General features: G+C 62.0%; 12 protein-coding genes. 3 read left to right on the top strand and 9 right to left on the bottom strand.

The features are described from left to right. Positions 1–2: 2 nt before the first annotated feature. The 8 genes from KW842_RS17840 to KW842_RS17805 are packed head-to-tail and all read right to left on the bottom strand — an operon-like array spanning position 3 to position 10,801. The gene (locus tag KW842_RS17840) at positions 3–2,381 is read right to left on the bottom strand and encodes a glycoside hydrolase family 3 N-terminal domain-containing protein (protein ID WP_218305449.1); all 2,379 of its coding nucleotides are present in this window, start codon (positions 2,379–2,381) and stop codon (positions 3–5) included. Positions 2,382–2,414: 33 nt separating this feature from the next. Beyond that, positions 2,415–3,569, bottom strand: coding sequence for a sugar ABC transporter permease (locus tag KW842_RS17835; protein WP_218305448.1), 1,155 nt, complete (start codon positions 3,567–3,569; stop codon positions 2,415–2,417). Positions 3,570–3,583: 14 nt separating this feature from the next. Next, positions 3,584–5,107 carry a D-xylose ABC transporter ATP-binding protein gene (gene xylG, locus KW842_RS17830; RefSeq protein ID WP_218305447.1) on the bottom strand — a complete coding sequence of 508 codons (1,524 nt, stop codon included), beginning with the start codon at positions 5,105–5,107 and terminating at the stop codon, positions 3,584–3,586. A 9-nt stretch (positions 5,108–5,116) separates the two neighbouring features. Continuing rightward, positions 5,117–6,121 (bottom strand): D-xylose ABC transporter substrate-binding protein, encoded by a 1,005-nt coding sequence (gene xylF / locus KW842_RS17825; protein WP_218305446.1) that lies wholly within the window; start codon positions 6,119–6,121, stop codon positions 5,117–5,119. Between the two features lie 33 nt (positions 6,122–6,154). After that, the gene (locus KW842_RS17820) at positions 6,155–7,930 is read right to left on the bottom strand and encodes an IlvD/Edd family dehydratase (protein WP_218305445.1); all 1,776 of its coding nucleotides are present in this window, start codon (positions 7,928–7,930) and stop codon (positions 6,155–6,157) included. 7 nt (positions 7,931–7,937) lie between these two features. After that, a complete protein-coding gene (locus KW842_RS17815; protein WP_218305444.1) occupies positions 7,938–8,810 on the bottom strand; it encodes an SMP-30/gluconolactonase/LRE family protein in 873 nt (290 codons plus the stop codon). Next, the gene (locus tag KW842_RS17810) at positions 8,807–9,586 is read right to left on the bottom strand and encodes an SDR family NAD(P)-dependent oxidoreductase (RefSeq protein WP_304515252.1); all 780 of its coding nucleotides are present in this window, start codon (positions 9,584–9,586) and stop codon (positions 8,807–8,809) included. Before KW842_RS17810 ends, KW842_RS17815 begins: the two co-directional genes overlap by 4 nt. A 24-nt stretch (positions 9,587–9,610) precedes the next feature. After that, entirely contained in the window at positions 9,611–10,801 is a 1,191-nt protein-coding gene (locus KW842_RS17805; RefSeq protein ID WP_373925203.1) for a fumarylacetoacetate hydrolase family protein, read from the bottom strand. A gap of 170 nt (positions 10,802–10,971) precedes the next feature. Here KW842_RS17805 and KW842_RS17800 point away from each other — a divergent pair, with 170 nt between their 5' ends. From KW842_RS17800 to KW842_RS17790, 3 genes are read left to right on the top strand one after another with little or no spacing between them, the layout of a single operon-like run. After that, positions 10,972–12,174, top strand: coding sequence for an SGNH/GDSL hydrolase family protein (locus KW842_RS17800; protein WP_218305443.1), 1,203 nt, complete (start codon positions 10,972–10,974; stop codon positions 12,172–12,174). After that, a complete protein-coding gene (locus KW842_RS17795; RefSeq protein WP_218305442.1) occupies positions 12,175–13,785 on the top strand; it encodes a glycoside hydrolase family 43 protein in 1,611 nt (536 codons plus the stop codon). It begins immediately after the preceding gene. A 3-nt stretch (positions 13,786–13,788) separates the two neighbouring features. Continuing rightward, the gene (locus tag KW842_RS17790; protein ID WP_218305441.1) at positions 13,789–16,653 is read left to right on the top strand and encodes a glycosyl hydrolase 115 family protein; all 2,865 of its coding nucleotides are present in this window, start codon (positions 13,789–13,791) and stop codon (positions 16,651–16,653) included. Here KW842_RS17790 and KW842_RS17785 read toward each other — a convergent pair whose 3' ends face one another. Then, positions 16,654–17,760, bottom strand: a complete 1,107-nt coding sequence (locus KW842_RS17785) for an endo-1,4-beta-xylanase (protein WP_229223771.1) — start codon at positions 17,758–17,760, stop codon at positions 16,654–16,656. Positions 17,761–17,825 lie beyond the last annotated feature (65 nt).

The raw sequence follows: 17,825 nt of genomic DNA, 5'->3' as shown, positions 1-17,825 counted from the left end.
CGTCAGCCAACCATCAGTTGGATGGATTTGAGGTTGACGCTATCAGGGCCGGCATGGATGGTGAAGCTGCCCGGCTCCACCACACGCTGCATCTCGGTATTGTAGAACCACAGGTCGGACGGTTTGATGTCGAAGCTCAGCGTGCGTTTCTCGCCCGGCTTCAGCGTCACGCGCTTGAAGGCTTTCAGTTCCAGCACCGGACGGGTGACGGAGCTGATGTCGTCGCGGATGTAGATCTGCACTACTTCGTCGCCAACCCGCTTGCCGGTGTTGGTGACATCGACTTCCACCTTGGTCGCGTCACCGACTGCGATACTGGCCTTGGTCAAGCGCGGCTGGGAGATCTCGAACGTGGTATAGCTCAGGCCAAAGCCGAACGGATACAGCGGCTTGGTCGAACCATCGATGTAGCCACGCCGCGCCGACGGCTTGTGATTGTAGAACACCGGCAGTTGGCCAACGCTGCGCGCAATCGACACCGGCAGCTTGCCGCCAGGGTTGGCGCGGCCGAACAGCAGGTCAGCGGCGGCATGGCCGGTTTCCTGCCCCATGTACCAGCCTTCGAGAATCGCGTCGGCCTTTTCCGCCAGCAGGTTGATCGACAGCGGGCGGCCGTTCAGCAGGAACACCACGGTCGGCTTGCCCAGCGCGAAAATGGCGCGCGCCAGATCGTTCTGCTGGCCCAGCAGGTCCAGCGTTTCACGGTCGCCCAGGTGATTGTCGGCCCATGCCTCGCGGCTGGTCTGCTCGTTGTCGCCCAGGACCATGATGATGGTGTCGGCCGATTTGGCCGCTTCCACCGCCTCGGCGATCAGCTTTGCATTCACCGCCGGATCGGTGAACTTGATCTCATCCTTGCCCCAGATGCGGCTTTCGGTGATGCGCACGCCTTCCGAGTAGGCCAGCGAGAAGCCCTGCGCCTTGGCTTCAGCCTGCAAGCCTTCGTGGATCGACACCACATGGCGCGGAATATCCGAGTAGCCGCCGATAGGCGTGTCTTTGGCATGCGTGCCGATCAACAGCAGCTTGCCAACCTTTTTGCCGTCCAGCGGCAGCAGGCCCTTGTCGTTCTTCAGCAGCACCGGCGTGCGCGTTGCCGCCAGCCGCGCCAGCGCCACCGCGTCCTTGGTGGCGGTCAGGCTGTCGGCGGCCTTGGCGTCCACGTAAGGATTTTCGAACATGCCGGCTTCAAACTTCATGGTCAGGATGCGGCGCACCACCACATCGATTTCACTTTCAGCGATGCGCTTTTCCTTGACCAGCTGGCCCAGTTCCTTGAACGCCTTGCCGTCCGGCGTCTCGATATCGACGCCGGCCTTGAAGGCGCGGAACGCCGCTTCCTTGTTCGAGTCCACCAGCTTGTGCCGCGAAATCAGCTCGGTCACGCCCATGTAGTCGGACACCGTAATACCCTTGAAGCCCCACTCCTCGCGCAGCACCTTGTGCAGCAGCCAGTGGCTGGCATGCGACGGCACGCCGCCTATCTCGTTATACGACGGCATCACCGCGCCGACATTGGATTCCTTGATGGCGCGCTCAAACGGCGGGAAAAACTCTTCGCGCAGCGTGCGTTCGGTGACTTCGGCCGGGCCGATGTTGGTGCCGTTCTCCGGCTGGCCGTGGCCAGTCATGTGCTTCAGCGTGACAAACACCTTGTCCTTGGCCAGCTTGGGATCGGTGCCGGCGAAGCCGAGTATCGCCGCTTTGCCGATCTCGCCGCAGACGTATGGATCTTCACCGAAGGTTTCCTCGATACGCCCCCAGCGTGGCTCGCGCGCCACGTCCACCACTGGCGCCAGCGCCAGGTTGGCGCCGCGCACCCGCATCTCGCGTGCAGCCACGCTGAAAATCTGCGTGGTCAGCTCAGTGTCAAACGATGAAGCAATACCAATCGCCTGCGGGAAGCAGGTGGCGTGACGCGCCACATAACCGTGCAGCGCCTCTTCATGCATGAACATCGGAATACCCAGGCGGGTCTGCTCCATGGCCCACTTCTGCGCCGCGTTGACGTAGTTGGCCGTCTCCAGCGGCGTGCGGTTCAGCACCTGGCCATCATCGCCCGCCGCGCCGGCGCCCTGCCCCAGCCGGCGGTCGGAAGGACGCGCCAGCATGCCCATGCCGTTCGGGAATTCCTGCTGCGCCTTGGCGGCGGCAAACTCACCTTTGTCATCCTGGATTTTGACCTTGGTCAGCCAGGTGCAGTGCAGCTGCATGATCTTCTCGTCCAGCGTCATGCGCGCCATCAGATCGTCAACGCGCTTCTCAACTGGCAGCGCTGCGTCCTTGTACGGCGCCTTGGCTGGCGCGGCCAGCGCCGGTAGAACGGTCAGCCCGGCCAGGCCGGTCATGGATGATAAAAACTGCCTGCGGTGATTGGTCATGCATTTGTCTCCAGTGGTTTTTTATATTGTGATTTATCGTTTGCCTGCGCGGGTGCTGACGTCCACCCATACTGCCAAGGTCAGGATCGCTCCTTTAACGATCATTTGCCAATACGTGTCCACGTCCAGCATCGACATGCCGTTGTCCAGCGACGCCATCACCAGCGCACCGATCAGCGCGCCGTGCACGGTGCCCGAGCCGCCGCGCATCGAGGTGCCGCCGATGAAGCAGGCCGCGATCGCATCCAGCTCGCCGGACGTACCGGCCGATGGCGAACCCGCCGCCAGGCGCGCCGTGTTGACGATACCGGCCAGTGCGCACATCAGGCCCATGATGCCGAAGATCCACAGCTTGATCGACTTGACGTTGATGCCGGACAGACGGGTCGCCTCCATATTCGAACCGACCGAATACACGCGGCGGCCAAACACGGTCTGCGTGGTGACGTAGCTGAAGATCGCCAGCAGCGCCAGCAACAGCAGCACCGGCAGCGGAATGCCTTCATAGGAATTGAAGGTGATGACGAAGGCCGCCAGCACTACGCCCAGCATCGCCAGCTTGGCGGCGTCGCGCCACATCGGCGCCACGTCCAGCGCGTGCTCGGTGCGGTTGCGGCGGCGCTGCAAGACCAGGTAGATACCGACTGCGAACAGTACAAAACCCAGCGCGATGCCCAGCGTCGGCGACAGGTAAGCCTGGCCGATGTAGACCATCTCGTCCGATACCGGCGCCACGGTGGTGCCGCCGGTCACGCCCAGCACAATGCCGCGATACGCCAGCATGCCGCCCAGGCCAACGATAAATGACGGAATACCCAGGTAAGCGGTCAGGTAGCCGTTAAAGAGGCCGATCAGCAGGCCAACCACCAGCACCGCCGCCAGCGTCACCGGCAGCGGCATGTGGTGCGTGACATCCAGCACCGCCGCAATCCCGCCCAGCAGACCAAGCAGCGAGCCGACCGACAGGTCGATCTCGCCGGCGATAATCACCAGCGACATGCCGCAGGCGACAATGCCGGTGATGGCCATCTGGCGCATCAGGTTGGACAGGTTGCGCGGCGTGAGGAAGCCGCCTTCGGTGTGGTAGCTGAAGAAAGCCCAGATCAGCGCCACCGCGATCAGCAGCGCCAGCATTTTATACTGCGTGAACAGTTGTTTTAAATTGAGACTGAGGTTGTTACTCTTCATAGATCATCCTGAATTCAATGCGCATCCAGCGCCGCTGCCAGCACGGTTTCCTGGCTCAGATTATCGTTGACGAAATCGCCACGCAGCTTGCCCTCGCCGATCACCAGCACCCGGTCCGATGTGCCCAGCACCTCGGCCAGTTCCGACGACACCATGATGATCGACACGCCTTCCTTGGCCAGATCGAACATCAGCTGGTAGATCTCAAACTTGGCGCCAACGTCAACACCGCGCGTCGGCTCGTCCAGGATCAGGATCTTCGGTTTGGTCAGCAGCATCTTGGACAGCACCGCCTTCTGCTGATTACCGCCGGACAGGCCGGTAATTGGCAGGAACGGGCTGGAGGTCTTCAGCTTGACGCTCTTGATCTCCCTGCGGATGGTCGTCAGCTCGGCTTCCTGGTCGATGCGGCTGGCGCGCGAGAAGTTCTTCAGCACCGCCAGCGTCATGTTGTGGCCGACGCCGAGGTCGGGCACGATGCCGTGATGCTTGCGGTCTTCCGGCACCATCGCCAGGCCGTTACGGATGGCTTTCACCGGGGTGCTGGTGTCGAGCTTCTCGCCGTTCAGCCATACTTCCGCTTCGCTCGGACCCGGATAGGCGCCAAAGATGGCCGACACCAGCTCGGTGCGCCCTGCGCCGACCAGGCCCGCGATGCCGAGGATTTCGCCCCGGCGCAGCTTGAAGGAGATATTGTCGACGCGTTTGCGCTCCGGATTATCGGCATCGAAGCAGGTCACGTTGCGCGCCTCGAAGATCACCTCGCCCGGCGTATGTTCGCGGTGCGGATACAGCTGCGTCATCTCTCGGCCCACCATCTGCGCGATGATGCGGTCGATATTCATCTCGCTCATCGGCGTGGTGGCGATGTGCTGGCCATCGCGGATGGTGACGATGGTGTCGCAGATATCCGCCACCTCATCCAGCTTGTGCGAGATGTAGACGCAGGTGACGCCCTTGGCTTTGAGTGAATGGATAATATTCAGCAGCACCTTGATCTCGGCCGCCGTCAGCGAGGATGAAGGTTCGTCAAGAATCAGCAGGCGCGCATTCTTGTTGAGCGCCTTGGCGATTTCGATCAGCTGCTGGTGGCCGCCGCCGTACTGCTTGACCGGCAGCACCACGTTGACATCATTGATGTTCAGCTCTTTCAGCAGCTCTTCGGCGCGGCGGTTCATCGCCTCATAGTTCATACGGCCGCCGGGCAGCGTGATCTCGTTGCCGAGGAAGATATTCTCCGCCACCGACAACTCGGGCACCAGCATCAATTCCTGGTGGATGATGACGATGCCAGCTGCTTCGGTTTCGCGGATCGACTGCGCCTGCAACGGCTTGCCATCCCACAGGATTTCGCCGTCCCAGGTACCGTGCGGGTACACGGCGGACAGTACTTTCATCAGGGTGGATTTACCGGCGCCGTTCTCGCCGCACAAGCCGGCGCATTCGCCGGCCTTGAGCTTGATGTCGATGCCGTTCAACGCGCGCACACCGCCAAATTCCTTGACGATGTTGCGCATCTCCAGAAGATATTCAGCCATGCTGACTCCTTATTTGGCGGTCAGCTGGGCCTTGGTGTAGAAGCCGTCGGTGGCAAGCACGTCGACGTTCGCCTTGGTCAGCGCGATCGGCGCCAGCAGCAAGGTGTTCACGTTTTTCATGCCGTTGTTATAGTTGGCGTTGTAGGCTGGCGCCTCGTTGCGCACCAGTTTGACCGACAGGCGAGCGGCTTCGGTGGCGATCACTTTCAGCGGCTTGTAGACAGTCATCGCCTGGGTGCCGGCGATCACGCGTTTGACGGCGGCCAGATCGGCATCCTGACCGGAGACCGGTACTTTGCCCGCCAGCTTTTGTGCAGCCAGCGCCTGGATCGCACCGCCAGCGGTGGCGTCGTTCGATGCGACCACGGCGTCGATCTTGTTGCCGTTGGCGGTCAGCGCGTTTTCCACGATGGCCAGCGCTTCGGAGGCGCTCCAGTCTTTCACCCACTGCTTGCCGACGACTTTGATGTCGCCCTTGTCGATCAGCGGTTGCAGCACTTTCAGCTGGCCTTCGCGCAGGATCTTGGCGTTGTTGTCGGTCGGCGCACCGCCCAGCAGGTAGTAATTACCTTTAGGCTTGATGCCCACCAGCGTGCTGGCTTGCAGCTCGCCGACCTTGGCGTTGTCGAAGGAGATGTAGGCGTCGATATCGGCGTTCAGGATCAGGCGGTCATACGACACCACCTTGATCTTGGCCTTCTTCGCTTCGCGCACGGCGTTGTTCAGCACCGTGGCGTTGTAGGGGACGATGACCAGTACGTCCACACCACGCGAGATCAGGTTCTCGATCTGCGCGATCTGGCGCTGTTCGCTGGCGTCGGCCGACTGCACGTAGACCTTGGCGCCCAGCTTCTCCGCTTCAGCGGTGAAGTAGTCGCGGTCACGTGCCCAGCGTTCCAGGCGCAAGTCGTCGATCGAAAAACCGATCTTCGGGTTCTTGGCATCGGCCATCGCGCTACCGGCGCCCAGCGCCATCATGGCGCCGATAACAGCGCTCACTACAATCTTCTTCATCTATCGTCTCCGTTATTGTTTTGATTGAAGGACTTAGTGGTTGTGACGCGCCAGCGTCTGCCCCACGTTCCTGTATTCGAGCGCCAGCTCCATGCAGGCCCCGGTTTCCATCTGGCCCACGGTGGAACGATACAGTTCCTGCCATGGCGTCTGGCTGGCCGGCACCGGCGGAATGCCTTCCGCCTTGCGTTTGGCCAGTTCCTCGTCGCTGATCAGCATATTGCAGCTGCCTTCGTTCAGATCCACGCGCACGGTATCGCCAGTGCGGATATAAGCCAGACCGCCGCCTACTGCGCTTTCCGGCGAGGCGTTCAGGATCGACGGGCTGTCCGAGGTACCGGACTGGCGGCCGTCGCCCAGCGTCGGCAGCCAATTCACGCCACGCTTGATCAGCGCATCAGGCGGTTGCATGTTGACCACCTCGGCCGAACCAGGCCAGCCGATCGGGCCGGCGCCACGGATCACCAGGATGCAGTTCTCATCGATGTTCAGCGCCGGATCGTTGATGCGGTCATGATAATCGCCCGAGCCATCGAACACGATGGCGCGCGATTCAAACACGTTTTCCTGGCCCGGCTTGCTCAGATAGCGCTCGCGGAATTCCGGCGAAATCACGCTGGTCTTCATGATGGCGAAATCAAACAGATTGCCCTTCAGGACGAAGAAGCCCGCATCTTCCTTCAACGGCGCGTTGAACGGATAGATCACTTCACGGTCATTGGTCTCGCGGCCCACCAGATTGTCCTTCATGGTGCTACCGGTAACAGTCAGGCGGTTGGAACGCAGCTTGCCCTGCTGTTCCAGTTCCCACATCACGGCAGGCACGCCACCGGCGCGGTGGAAGCGCTCGCCGAGGAATTTACCGGACGGCTGCATATTCAGCAGCAGCGGCACCTTGTGGCCGTATTCCATCCAGTCGCTGGATTTCAGCTCAACGCCGGCGTGACGCGCCATGGCGACAATGTGCTGCTGGGCGTTGGTGGAACCGCCGATGGCGGCGTTGACCACAATCGCGTCCAGGAAGGCGTCGCGGTTCAGGATCTGCGACGGACGCAGGTCCTGCTTGGCCATTTCAACAATGCGCTTGCCGGTTTCATAAGCCATCTGGCCACGTTCGCGGTATGGTGCAGGAATCGCCGAGCAGCCGGTCAGCGACATGCCCAGTGCTTCGGCAATCGCGTTCATGGTCGATGCCGTGCCCATGGTGTTGCAGTGACCTGCCGACGGCGCCGAAGCGGCGGCGATTTCCAGGAATTTCTCGTTGTCGATCTTGCCGGCAGCCAGCTGCTTGCGGCCTTTCCAGATCGCGGAGCCGGAGCCAACCAGCTCGCCATCCAGCCAGCCGTCCAGCATTGGACCACCGGACAGTACGATGGCCGGGATATCGATGGTCGCAGCAGCCATCAGCTGCGATGGCGTAGTCTTGTCGCAGCCGGTGGTCAGCACCACCGCGTCGATAGGATAGCCGTGCAGGATTTCGACCAGGCCCATATACGCCAGATTGCGGTCAATCGCAGCGGTCGGACGGCGGCAATTTTCGAAAATCGGGTGCAGCGGGAATTCCATCGCAATACCGCCAGCGTCGCGGATACCGTCGCGCACGCGCTTGGCCAGTTCCAGGTGGATGCGGTTGCACGGGCTCAGATCACTGCCGGATTGGGCGATGCCGATGATAGGACGGCCGGAACGCAGTTCCTCTGGCGTGATCCCGTAATTCATGAAGCGCTCAAGATACAGCGCGGTCATATCGATGTGGTCCGGATTATCGAACCAGTCCTGCGAGCGGTAGCGGCGTTGTTGGGTGCTCATAGAGTGCCTATTCTGGTAAATACAGATGTTGCAGTTGTCCCGGCGAGGCGACGCGGAAGCTGAAAATGCCTCCGGCCAGCGGCTCCCGGCGCAATTCTTCAGCCGACAGGCCTTTGCGGGCCGTGGTCACGAACACGGTGCGCAAATCCGCGCCGCCGAAAGTGACCTTGGTGATATTCGAACACGGCATGGCGATGCTGTCCAGCAGTTCGCCCGACGGTGCGTAGCGTTCGATGCGGGCGCCGGCAAACAGGCCCACCCACAAGACGCCGTCGGAATCGACCGCCGTGCCATCCGGATAACCGCTACCGGCGATGCGCACGAACACGCGCTTGTTGGACAGATTGCCAGCTTCGTCCAGGTCAAACGCGTAGATGACTTTTTCCAGCGTGTCGGTGTGGTAGAAGGTACGGCCGTCCGGGCTGACGCACGGGCCGTTGGTGATGACGTAGCCGCCATCCTTGTGCTGCAGACCGGTGGCGCTCAGGCGAAACAGCGATCCGCTGGGCGCCACTTCGGCGTTGTCCATGGAGCCGAACCACAGCGCGCCGTGGCGGTCCACATAGCCGTCATTCAGGCGATTGCCGGGAATGTCGGATTCCAGTTCCTGAATGGTGGTCAGCGCGCCCGTCTCGAACGAGAAGCGCTCGAGACGGCCCGGCAGGCCGCAGACGAAATCGCCACCGTGGATCGGCAAGGCGAACCCCACTTCATCCGGCACTGTCCAGCTTTGGCGGCGGCCGCCATCTTCGGCACAGCGGTGGATAGCGCGCTGCTTGATGTCGACGAAGTACAGCGCCTTGTCTTCAGCATGCCATACCGGGCCTTCGGCCAGCGTTGCCGCCAGAGGCCAGATGCATTCAGGCTGGTAAAGGCTCATGCGCCATACCATCCGGCGTCGACAAAGTAGTCACGGCCGGAGCAGCGGCGTGCATTGTCGGAGGACAGGAACAGTGCCATGGCGGCGATGTCATCGATTTCCACCGGCTGCGGCAGCACCTGCGAATCCAGAATCGCCTGGCCGGCTTCCGGCGAGTGCCACAGCGCCTTCTGGCGCTCGGTCATCACCGAACCTGGAATCACGGTGTTGACGCGGATGCCGTCCTTGCCCAGGTCGCGCGACAGGCCGCGGGTCAGGCCTTCGATGGCCGCCTTGGCGGTCATGTACAAGCTCAGGTTAGGCAAAGCCAGGTGCCACGAGATCGAGCCGAAGTTCAGGATCACGCCGCCGCCAGCCTTCTTCATGCCCGGCGCTACGGCCTGAGCGCAGAAGAACTGGTGGCGCAGGTTGACGGCCAGGCTGTCGTCCCAGTATTTCGGGGTGACGTCTTTGACTTCGTGACGGTGATCGTTGGCGGCATTGTTGATCAGGACGTCAATCGCACCGTGATCCTGTTCGATTTGCGCGATGACCTTGGCCACCGCATCCAGATCGGTCAGATCGCACTTGAAGAACAGCGGCGCAGGCGCGGCGTCTTTCAGGCTGGCGGCCAGCTCGCGCGAAGCCTCTTCCACGATATCGACGAAGAACACTTGCGCGCCCTGCTTGACGAAAGCGTCCACAATGCCGGCGCCGATGCCGGTGCCGCCGCCGGTGATCAGAACCCGCTTACCTGCCAGGTCCGGGTAGGTAGCGAAGACCAAAGGTTTCCCCATTTATTCTCTCCAGAGATTTGTTTTTTAGTTGAGCAGGCCGCGTTGGGCCAGATTGCGATACAGCGCGCGTACGCCAAAGGTCCATGGCGTAACGGCGTCGCTGCGGTAGACGTGATTGACCAGCATGCCCAGCGACGGGCTGCTGATGCTGACCCGGTCACCCAGCTTGTGGGTAAAGCCCGCGCCAGGTGCGCCACGGTCTTTGATCGGCGAGAACATGGTGCCGAGGAAGAGCATGAAGCCGTCCGGATACTGGTGGTGCGAGCCGCTGGTCTGCGACACCAGGTCCAGCGGGTCGCGGCTGATTTCGCGCATGCGGCTCTCGCCGTCCAGGCGGAAGCTGTCTTCGGCGCCTTCGATGACCAGCCGCAGTTCTGCATTGCGCACAGTGTCGATGCTGAAGCTCTCGTCGAACAGGCGGATGAACGGGCCGATGCCGCACGAGGCGTTGTTGTCCTTGGCTTTACCCAGCAGCAGCGCGCTGCGGCCTTCGATGTCGCGCAGATTGACATCGTTGCCCAGCGTGGCGCCGACGGCTTGCGCGCGACTGTTCACGGCCAGCACAACTTCCGGCTCAGGGTTGTTCCATTTCGATTCAGGGTGCAGTCCGACGTCCGCACCGAAACCGACCGCCGACATCGGCTGCGATTTCGAGAACACTTCAGCGTAAGGACCGATACCCACTTCCATGTATTGCGACCAGGCGCCACGGGCGATGAACTGTTCTTTCAGTTTTTCCGCTTCCGGCGAGCCTGGCTTGATGGCCGAAAGGTCGGCGCCAATATCTTTCAGCAGCGTCGCGCGCAATTCATCGGCCTTGGCCGGATTGCCGCCCGCCTGCTCTTCGATCACGCGTTCCAGCAGGCTGACCGCGAAGGTCACGCCGCAGGCCTTGATGGCTTGCAGGTCGTTCGGCGCCAGCAGGCGCACCGGCGCATCGTCCGCACCGCTCAGCGCCGCTTCAATCAGCGCTTCCACGCGGCCCAGGGATTCGCCCTGCGCGGCTTTGACAAACGCCACCACGTCATCGCGTTCCAGCAGGTCCGACACGGTTGGTACTTGAGCGGTGATATCAAACACTTCGCCATTGCGCACCACGACCACGCTCGGACCGTTGATGTCGCCGGCGCGCCATACGCGACCGACCAGCAATGCGTCCGACAAATCAGCAGGCAGGTGCGCCGACGCCGGCGCGTGTTTCAGATTGTTCTTCACAAAGTCTCCTTAATGGTTTCGTCCGGCATTTTTGTTGCATGTACCATCCGGTTAACCTAAAATGAATAGCGCTAACATTTTATGAGTGTGAAGGATTTATGCAATCAAGTCAACACGCTTTACCCCGTTATTTGGGCACCGCGCTGGCCTCGTGTTTCGCCGCTTGTTTGATGCATACCGCAGCTATTGCGGCGACTCCCGTGCAGCATTGGGTGGCGAGCTGGGGTGCGGCGCAGCAAATTCCCGATCAGGCGAATGAGCTGGCGGCGGAAAACTGGCGCGACGCCAGCCTGCGCCAGACCGTACGTCTCACTCTGGGTGGCCAGCAGTTCCGGGTACGCATCAGCAATCTATACGGCACCGCACCATTGGTACTCGACGGCGCCAGCGTGGCGCTGGCAAAAACGCCAGGACTAGCCGACATCCTCGCCCCTACCCTGCGCCCGCTGACGTTCGACGGCCGCGCCTCGGTGACGATTCCCGCCGGCGCGGAATACTATTCCGACGCCGTGGACATGGCGATCAAGCCGGCCGCCGACCTGGCCATTTCGCTCTACTTCAAAGGCGAGCCGGCGCGCCAGACCAGCCATAACGGCGCACGCGCCAGCACCTTCCTCGCCAAGGGCAATCGCGTGCTGGATGCGCAATGGGCCGATGCAGGCAAGATCACGCGCTGGTATGCGCTCAGCGATGTAGAGGTATTGGCGCCGCGCGGCGTCGGTGCGCTGGTCGCCATCGGCGACTCGATCACCGACGGCTACGGCATCCCCAACGACACCAACACCCGCTGGCCGGATGTACTGGCGGCGCGCCTGCGCAACAACGGCCACACGCTGGGCGTGGTCAACGCCGGCATCGGCGGCGGCCGCATGCTGAAAGACGGTATCGGCCCGAATCTGGCCGCTCGCTTCGACAACGATGTCATCTCGCGCGCCGGTGTCACCCATGCGCTGGTGCTGATCGGCGTGAATGACCTTGGCGTCCAGCACCGCAATGGCCCGGATACGCCGGCCGACCGCCAACTGCTGCTGGCAGACCTGAAGCTGGCGTACCGCCAGCTTGCCGCGCGCGCGCATGCGCATGGCGTATGTGTCATCGGCGGCACGGTGACTCCTTATGCGGGCAGCGAGTACTACCACCCGGAGCCGGACAACGAAGCCGACCGCCAGGAGTTGAACGCCTGGATACGCACTTCCGGCGTATTTGACGCCGTGGCCGATTTCGACGCAGCGCTGCGCGATCCGGCGCAACCATCACGCATCAAGAAAGTCTACGATTCGGGCGACGGCCTGCATCCGTCGCTGGCGGGCTATCGCGCGCTGGCGGAAACCGTGCCCTTGAAGGCATTACAAAAAAAATGTGGAGACAAATAAATGATGATTGCAGCGCGCGCCGTCCTGACGGCGCTACTGGCCAGCGCCACGCTGGCCGGACCTGTTGCGCACGCCGCGCAGCCAGCCACCTACACCAATCCTATCCTGAGCGGCTTTCACGCTGATCCCAGCATCTGCCGCGTCGGCGGCGACTACTACCTGGCCACCAGCAGCTTCGAATACTTCCCCGGTGTGCCGATCTACCACAGCAAGGACCTGGTGCACTGGCGCCAGATCGGCCACGCGCTGTCGCGCGGCAGCCAGCTGAATCTGGCCAAGACACGCAGCTCGCAAGGCATTTACGCGCCAACGCTGCGCTGCCACGACGGCGTGTTCTATATGGTGACCACCAATATGGAGGGCGGCGGTGCCTTCTTCGTGCATACCAAAGACCCGGCCGGCGAATGGTCGGAACCAGTGTGGCTGAACGATCCGACCTTCGCCATGGACCCGTCGCTGTTCTTCGACGATGACGGCAAGGTCTACTACACCCGCCATGGCGGCGGCCGGAACGGCGGCGTCTATCAGGCGGAAATCGACATCAAGGCAGGCAGGCTGCTGGAGCCGCCACGCCTGATCTGGTCCGGCACCGGCGGCGTATGGCCCGAAGGCCCGCATTTGTACAAGCATGACGGCCAGTACTACCTGCTGATCTCCGAAGGCGGCACCTCGTATGAACATAGCCTGACGATGGCGCGCTCCTCGTCGCCATTCGGCCCGTTCACCGCCAACCCGGCCAATCCTATCCTGACGCACCGCGACCATCCCGAACTGCCGCTGCAAGCCACCGGCCACGGCGACCTGGTGCAAACGCCGGAAGGCAAATGGTGGATGCCGCTGCTGGGCATCCGTCCGGTCGACAAGCGCCACCACCTTGGCCGCGAAACCCTGCTGACGCCTGTCGCGTGGAATGACAAGGGCTGGCTCACCGTGAACAACGACAAGCCGCTGCAAGTGGAGATGTCGGCCGAGGGCCTGCCAGCCTCCTCGCCATGGCCTGCGGAGCCAGTGCGCGATGACTTCACCGCGCCTAAACTCGGGCTGCAATGGTCGCAATTGCGCGGCCCCGGCGATGGCTTATGGTCGCTGAGCGAGCGCAAAGGCTATCTGCGCCTGAAAGGCAGCAGCGTCACCATGAACGACATCGCGCAGCCGGCTTTTGTGGCACGCCGCCAGGAACATATGCGCATGCGCGCGGCCACGCAGCTTGAGTTCCAGCCGTCCGCCGCGACGCAGGCCGCTGGCCTGGTGCTGCGCCAGAACGAGAAGAACTACTACCAGCTGCGCATCACCGGTGTGCCTGAACGACGCCTGGAGCTGGTATCGCGTACCGGCGGCGTGACCACGCTGGCCGCCTCGGCGCCGCTGCCGGCCGGCCCGGTGACACTGCAAGTCGAATCCTGGTCCGACCGCTATGCATTCAGCTATAGCAGCGCCGGCGGCCCGTTCAAACAGATTGGCGCCACCTTGCCTACCGCACCGCTGTCATCAGAATCGGCGGGCGGCTTTACCGGCGTCTTCATCGGCATGTACGCCGAAGGAGCCACAAAAGCCCAAGCCATGCCGGCCGCCGATTTTGCCTGGTTCGATTACACACCACTGGAAAAATAAAACATGAGACAACCCGTTTTTGCCGCAGGGGCCTTGCTACTGGCCCTGCTCTGTCACGCCCTGCCCGCGCAGGCGCTGGGCCAGAAAAAACTGGCCTGGTTCGATCAGCCTCCGGCTGACGCCGTCGCGCTGGCCCGCAACGGCCAGGCCGCCAGGCTGTATGTCGACCCGGCCGACCACATCGGCGTGCTGCGCGCGGCCGGCGATCTGCAAGCCGACATCACTCGTGTCAGCGCCGCAAAACCACTGCTGACCAAGGGCGGCAAGCCCGCCGGCGCCGACGTGGTCATCATCGGCACCATCGGCAAGAGCGCGTTGATCGACCAGCTGGTGGCGGAAGGCAAATTGGATGTCTCGTCCATCAAGGGCAAGTGGGAAGGCTGGCAGGTGCAAACGCTGCGCAAGCCGCTGCCTGGCGTTGAGCGCGCACTGGTCATCGCCGGCAGCGACAAGCGCGGCACCATTTTCGGCATCTATGAGATGTCGGAGCAGATAGGCGTCTCGCCATGGAACTGGTGGGCGGATGTACCGGCTGCGCAGCACAAAACCGTCTATGCCTCGGCTAGCGCTGCGGTCAGCGATGCGCCGGTGGTGCAGTATCGCGGCATTTTTCTCAACGACGAAGCGCCGGCGCTGACCGACTGGGTCAAACAGCGCTATGGCGGCTTCAATCACCAGTTCTATGAAAAAGTGTATGAACTGATCCTGCGCATGCGCGGCAACTACCTGTGGCCGGCGATGTGGGGCAAGGCCTTCTACGATGACGATAAGCTGAACGGCAAGGTCGCCGACGACTACGGCGTCGTCATCGGCACCTCGCACCACGAGCCGATGATGCGCGCGCACGACGAATGGCGCCGCTACGGCGAGGGCAAGCCATGGGACTACAACCGCAGCCCCGACAAGCTGCGCGATTTCTGGACCCAGGGCCTGCGTACATCGCAAGGCCAGGAAAAGCTGATTACCTTAGGTATGCGCGGCGACGGCGATGAGCCGATGTCGGAAGGCGCCAACGTCGCCCTGCTCGAAGGCATCGTGGCCGGCCAGCGCAAGATCATCGCCAAGGAAATCAATCCCGATGTCACCAAGGTGCCGCAGGTGTGGGCGCTGTATAAAGAGGTGCAGGAATACTACGAAAAAGGCATGCGCGTGCCGGATGACGTGATGCTGCTGTGGTGCGACGATAACTGGGGCAACATCCGCCGCCTGCCAACCATGGAAGAACGCAAGCGCTCCGGCGGCGCCGGCGTGTACTACCACTTCGACTATGTCGGCGGCCCGCGCTCGTACAAATGGATCAACGTGACGCCGCTGCCGAAAGTGTGGGAACAGATGCACCTGGCCTGGCAGTATCAGGCCAACCGCATGTGGATCGTCAACGTGGGCGACTTGAAGCCAATGGAAGTGCCAATCGAATTCTTCCTGACCTACGCATGGAATCCGGCCGCATGGCCTGCCGAGCGCCTGCCGGATTACCTGAAACTGTGGGCCACGCGCGAATTCGGTCCGGAACATGCGGCAGATATCGCCGACATCGTCGCCAAGTACGCCAAGTTCAATGGCCGCCGCAAGCCGGAACAGCTGGAGCCAGGCACCTATAGCCTGGTCAACTACAACGAAGCCCAGCGCATCGTCGAAGACTACAACGCGATTGCCGCGCGCGCCGAAAAAATCTCGGCCGCCCTGCCGGCAAACAAGCGCGATGCCTTCTACCAGCTGGTGCTATATCCAGTCAAAGCCAGCGCGGTGGTGAACGAGCTGTATGTCACCGCCGGCCTGAATCAGCTATACGGCACTCAGGGACGCGCGGCGACGAATGATCTGGCGACACGCGCCCGTGCATTGTTTGCGGAAGACGCCGAGCTGGCGCGCCGCTATCAGGAAGACATCAGCGGAGGAAAATGGCATCACATGATGTCGCAAACCCACCTGGGCTACACCTACTGGAATCAGCCGCCACGCAATGTGATGCCGCCGGTGACGCAGATGCAAGTGCCCAAAGCAGCCGATATGGGCGTGGCAGTGGAAGGCAGCGAGCTGGCCTGGCCTGGCCGCGAAACCGGCATCCTCAGCCTGCCGGCGCTGGATGTGTTCGAACAGAAGGCGCGCTTCCTCGACGTATTCAATCGCGGCCAGCAGCCGTTTGACTATACGATCAGCGCCAGTGAGCCGTGGATCACGCTGGACAAGCCGTCGGGCAAGGTCAGCAGCCAGCAGCGCGTGGTGGTCAACGCCCGTTGGGCCGACGCTCCGGAAGGTGTCAGCAACGCCACGCTGACGATCAGCGGCGCGGGCGTCAAGACCACGGTGAACGTCCCATTGCGCAAACCCGCCGGTGCCGCCGCCATGAAAGGCTTTATCGAAACCGGCGGCGTGGTGTCCATGGAAGCAGAGCATTACACGCGCGCGGTGGCGGCGGACCAGCGCACTTGGCTGAAGATTCCCGATCACGGCCGCACGCTGTCGGGCATGACCACCTTGCCGGTGGATGCGCCAGTGGACGAGAAGCCGCGCATGCGTCTGGAATATGAAATGCAGCTGTTCAATGCAGGCAAAGTGGACGTGCACGCGACGCTGGCGCCAACGCAGAAATTCCAGCCTGGCTCCGGCCTGCGCTATGCGATCTCGATCGATGACGAGGCGCCGCAGATCATCAACATCCACGCGGACGCCAGCGAAAAAGCCTGGGAGAAAACGGTATCCGATGGCGCGACCGTGCTGACCTCGCGCCACCAGATCGAGAAGCCAGGCAAACACACCCTGAAATTCTGGGCGCTAGACCCCGGCCTGGTGCTGCAAAAACTGGTGGTCAATGCCGGCGGACTTAAGCCGAGTTACCTCGGCCCATCCGAGAGTCCACGCCAGTAACTAGGCGCGCGGCGGCATCGCTTTGATCGAAGCAGCGATGGCGTCGCGCAGCGGTTTGGCGCGCAACTGATCGTCAAACGGCGTCGGCCGCATTTGCGCGCCGTCGTCACGCTTGGCCTCCTTCCATTCCTGTAGCCAGCTGACGTTATCTGACATTCCCCATAACAGGAAATCACGGCACTGGCGATAGCTCAGCGTCACATCCAGATAATCCTTCGCCAGCGCGGCCACGCCGGCATCGCGCGTCTTGATATCCACCGGCAGCTTGCGGTCATTGACGTCAAACTCGGTAATCAGCAAGCCCAGTCCCATGCCAGTCACCTCATCCAGGAACTTGCGCCACTCCCGCTGACGCTCGCTGCCTCGCAAATTATCAGACGAACCGATATGGCTTTGCAGGCCGAGCGCATGAATCGGCGTGCCGCGCGACTTCAGATCATGCAACAGCTTCAACACACCGGCACGGTGCTTGGCGCTATCCGCATCCGGCCCCATGTAATCGTTATAAACCAGCTCCGCCTTCGGCGCATGCTCCTGCGCCAGCCGGAACGCCAAATCAATCTGCGCCACCGCGCCCAAACGCTCGGTAAACACATTCGGCCGCAGCTCACCAGTCTTCTGATCCACCGCCTCATTCACCACATCATAACTATGAATGATGTCGCCAAAATGATCGCACACCGTCACGACATGCTTGCGCAGCAGGGCTTCCGCCGCCTGCGCCGGCTGCGCACCGAAGTCGTATTCATTCACCCACTTCGGCAGCCACTTGGCCTCCTGCCAAATCAAATTGTGCCCGCGCACCAGCATCCCTTGCGACTTCGCCCACGCATACATCTCGTCCGCCGGACCGAAGTTATACGCACCAGGACGCGGCTCCAGCGCCTGCCACTTGCCTTCGTTCTCGGCCACCAGCATATTGCACTCGCGCGCCATCAGCGCCTTGTAAGCCGGATCGCGGAAATAGCGCCCGCCGATCGCATTGCCGACATTCAGCCCTTTACGCTTGCCCAGCACCTTCAATGGTTCTGGCATTTCAGCGGCGTGCAGCGGTGCCATGCCGCTTGCAGCCATCAGTGCCAACATGGTACGACGGGATATATTCATTTTTGTCTCGCTCCTCTTGGAAATGTTTGCTACCATCGCGTCACAACGAAATGATTACGCTACCA

The organism is Duganella sp. sic0402, from assembly GCF_019219065.1.
In the GTDB taxonomy this organism is placed as follows: Bacteria; Pseudomonadota; Gammaproteobacteria; order Burkholderiales; family Burkholderiaceae_D; genus Rugamonas.
The sequence above is the reverse complement of the archived record's forward strand: the minus strand, read 5'-3'. Positions and strand labels throughout refer to the sequence as shown.

Bases quoted from the DNA above. Each gene is read 5' to 3' on its own strand.
- KW842_RS17800 (WP_218305443.1), top strand. From the start codon at position 10,972: ATGCATACCGCAGCTATTGCGGCGACTCCCGTGCAGCATTGGGTGGCG.
- xylF (WP_218305446.1), bottom strand. From the start codon at position 6,121: ATGAAGAAGATTGTAGTGAGCGCTGTTATCGGCGCCATGATGGCGCTG.
- KW842_RS17785 (WP_229223771.1), bottom strand. From the start codon at position 17,760: ATGAATATATCCCGTCGTACCATGTTGGCACTGATGGCTGCAAGCGGC.
- KW842_RS17795 (WP_218305442.1), top strand. From the start codon at position 12,175: ATGATGATTGCAGCGCGCGCCGTCCTGACGGCGCTACTGGCCAGCGCC.
- xylG (WP_218305447.1), bottom strand. From the start codon at position 5,107: ATGGCTGAATATCTTCTGGAGATGCGCAACATCGTCAAGGAATTTGGC.
- KW842_RS17835 (WP_218305448.1), bottom strand. From the start codon at position 3,569: ATGAAGAGTAACAACCTCAGTCTCAATTTAAAACAACTGTTCACGCAG.
- KW842_RS17820 (WP_218305445.1), bottom strand. From the start codon at position 7,930: ATGAGCACCCAACAACGCCGCTACCGCTCGCAGGACTGGTTCGATAAT.
- KW842_RS17810 (WP_304515252.1), bottom strand. From the start codon at position 9,586: ATGGGGAAACCTTTGGTCTTCGCTACCTACCCGGACCTGGCAGGTAAG.
- KW842_RS17790 (WP_218305441.1), top strand. From the start codon at position 13,789: ATGAGACAACCCGTTTTTGCCGCAGGGGCCTTGCTACTGGCCCTGCTC.
- KW842_RS17840 (WP_218305449.1), bottom strand. From the start codon at position 2,381: ATGACCAATCACCGCAGGCAGTTTTTATCATCCATGACCGGCCTGGCC.
- KW842_RS17815 (WP_218305444.1), bottom strand. From the start codon at position 8,810: ATGAGCCTTTACCAGCCTGAATGCATCTGGCCTCTGGCGGCAACGCTG.